This is a genomic window from Stenotrophomonas sp. HMWF023 (assembly GCF_003060985.1).
Lineage (GTDB): Bacteria > Pseudomonadota > Gammaproteobacteria > Xanthomonadales > Xanthomonadaceae > Stenotrophomonas > Stenotrophomonas lactitubi.
This window is the reverse complement of sequence record NZ_QAIJ01000158.1, coordinates 1-2,842: the sequence shown is the minus strand read 5'-3', so window position 1 is coordinate 2,842 and position 2,842 is coordinate 1. Positions and strand designations below refer to the sequence as shown.

The following is a 2,842-nucleotide window of genomic DNA, read 5'->3' as shown; positions in this document are numbered from 1 at the left end:
CCCGCCAATTTGAGCATGTCGCGAACTAGCGCGTCAGAGGCGTGGCGGGTGTGTTGGGGCTATTTTAGCGCCCCGGCCGCTTACCTGCAAGTAATCAGGCGTCGTTTTGGGTGGACCTAAATGCCTGTTCGCAAAGCAATTTGCGAGAAAACGGGTTGAGCCGAGCAACCACTTGGGTGCAGATCACGTAGTGTCAAAAACACGCAGGAAAGAGCGACAGCGGTTATTACGCCCGCGCGGGTCCACTTCACGCCGGTCGATTTCCGTCACTCAATTGCAAGGATGCGTACGGCAGAGGAAGCAGCACGCTCCAACTATCTGTCGGAATCTCCCGAGTCGTTTCTCCAGCAATCCCCGATGGCTACCCGCAGGCCGCCGCCGCACCATCAAGCACCTCTCCGCAGGAAACCACACATGAGCCTGGCGCTGGTCCACAGCCGTGCCCGCGCCGGGGTCGATGCCCCGCTGGTGCGGATCGAGGTGCATCTCTCCGGTGGCCTGCCGGTCACCCAGATTGTCGGCCTGGCCGAGACCAGCGTGCGTGAGTCACGCGAGCGCGTGCGCGCCGCCCTGCTGTGCGCGCGCTTTGATTTCCCACAGCGACGCATCACCTTGAACCTCGCCCCCGCCGACCTGCCCAAGGAAGGCGGTCGCTATGACCTGGCGATTGCCTTGGGGATCCTCGCCGCCAGTGGTCAGGTCGATCCGCAGTCGCTGCTGCAGTACGAGTTCCTCGGCGAGCTGGGCCTGACCGGCGAGCTGCGCCCGGTATCCGGCGCGCTACCCGCCGCCATCGCTGCCGCCGAAGCCGGGCGCATCCTGATCGTGCCTCCCGGCAACGCTGCCGAGGCCGCGCTGGCCCAGCACGCGGATGTGCGCGTGGCGCGTACCCTGCTGGAATGCTGCGCCGGGCTGGGCAATCCACGCTTGCTGCCGCAGGTGGAACGCGTGGACACCACACCGTTGCCACTTCCGGATCTGGCCGACGTGCGCGGGCAGGCGCTCGCACGCCGGGCACTGGAAGTGGCGGCGGCCGGTGGTCACCATCTATTGCTGATCGGCAGCCCCGGCTGCGGCAAGACCCTGCTCGCCTCGCGCCTGCCCAGCCTGCTGCCGGATTCCGAAGAGATCGATGCCCTGCAGTTGGCGGCCATCACCTCGGTCAGTGGCGAAGGGCTGGACCCGAAGCGTTGGCGGCAGCGGCCGTTTCGCGCGCCACACCACAGTGCGAGCGCAGCGGCGCTGGTGGGGGGCGGCAATCCGCCCTGCCCCGGCGAGATCTCACTGGCGCATCACGGCGTACTGTTTCTGGATGAGCTCCCCGAGTGGAACCGCAGTGCGCTGGAAACCCTGCGCGAGCCGCTGGAGTCGGGCCACATCCGCATTTCCCGCGCGGCGCGCAGCGTGGTCTATCCCGCGCGCTTCCAACTTGTGGCGGCGATGAACCCATGCCCCTGCGGCTGGGCCGGCGACCGCAGCAACCGCTGCCTGTGCAGCGACGAACGCATCACCCGCTACCGCGCGCGGGTGTCGGGCCCGTTGCTGGACCGCATCGATCTGCACATCAACGTGAGTCGCATGGATGCGGTGGAGCTGCGCGAGAGCACACCGCTGGGCGAGCCCAGCGCCAGCGTGCGTTCGCGGGTGGAAGCGGCGCATGCACGGCAACAGGCACGCGGCGGGCTCAACGCACACCTGCTGCCTGCTGACCTACGTGCGTGCACGCGTTTGAGCGAAGCCGACCAGGACCTGCTGGAACACGCCATCGAACGCCTGCAACTTTCGGCGCGGGCAATGCACCGGATTCTGAGGGTGGCGCGGACGATTGCTGATCTGGCTGGATGTGAGGGAATAGAGACGGCGCATCTGGCCGAGGCTATTGGGTATCGGCAGTTGGATCGGAAGAGGACCGAACCCTAATCGCATCTATGATTCGACGCTCGACGTTCTTCGGCTGGCCATCCGTCTACCGGCCATGGCGGGCGATGTCTGGGGGGTGCACCCGCCGGCCATGTCCAGCAAACCGGTTTTCGAGCCACGCATCGTCCGCCACCTTTATCAGTGGCGGCTTCTGCCTGCCCGGAACCTGCCATGTTCAAGCCGCACTTCCTTCCTCCGTCGCCCCTTCCTGGACCTCGGCAGCCTGATCGCCACCCTGCGTAGCATCGGCGTCGGTGTTGCTTCCAAGGCTCGGCCCTTTCTGGGGGCAGTTTGGAATCCCGGCGCGTGATCCCGTGTCATGGCAGGACGAAGGAGGCACGTCGCGTTGCGTCGAACTGCAGTGCACTCACCGGCAGGGAGCCGCTTTCAGGCAGCACCCCGAGCGCGTGCCATTCCCATACGTCCACCGCGCCCTCGACATCCACCTCCACGGCGTAAATGCGATACACCTGCGAGTATTCGTCCCGCGCATCATCGAACGGGCAGTCAAGAACCCATTGCTTTGATGCACCGTCAGCCACGTGCATCCATCGTGGCAGGTCATGGAAATCGCGATAGGCGAGGATGCGGTAGTGGCCAGAAGGAAGATCCATCCAAACTCCGTATATCCGGTCAGTGCCCTGCAGATGCTAGTCCAAATGCGAGCGACCATTCGGATCTGTCTGATTTCACCAGCACGTTGCGCACCTGACCATTCCTTCTGGGTACCCCACAAGGAGACGCGGTTTGCTCAGGATGCTCATCATGGGCGGGCAGGAGGCCGCCCGTCAGCGGATATCACGGACGATAGGACGGCGCGGCCTGATCCGCATGGAATCGATCTACAGCGTGGACAGCGGCCTGTCGGTGCTGGAGTGGCGCAACTACGACCTGGTGGGGACGTTCCTGGCGGCCGGCTTGG

General features: G+C 65.1%; 2 protein-coding genes. One reads left to right on the top strand and one right to left on the bottom strand.

The features are described from left to right. Positions 1–414: 414 nt before the first annotated feature. Complete coding sequence (locus tag DBR20_RS08610; RefSeq protein WP_108265887.1) at positions 415–1,920, top strand: YifB family Mg chelatase-like AAA ATPase; 1,506 nt, start codon at positions 415–417, stop codon at positions 1,918–1,920. A 317-nt stretch (positions 1,921–2,237) separates the two neighbouring features. Here the strand turns inward: DBR20_RS08610 and DBR20_RS08605 are convergent, their stop codons facing one another. Continuing rightward, positions 2,238–2,534, bottom strand: a complete 297-nt coding sequence (locus tag DBR20_RS08605; protein ID WP_108265886.1) for a hypothetical protein — start codon at positions 2,532–2,534, stop codon at positions 2,238–2,240. Positions 2,535–2,842: the final 308 nt, after the last annotated feature.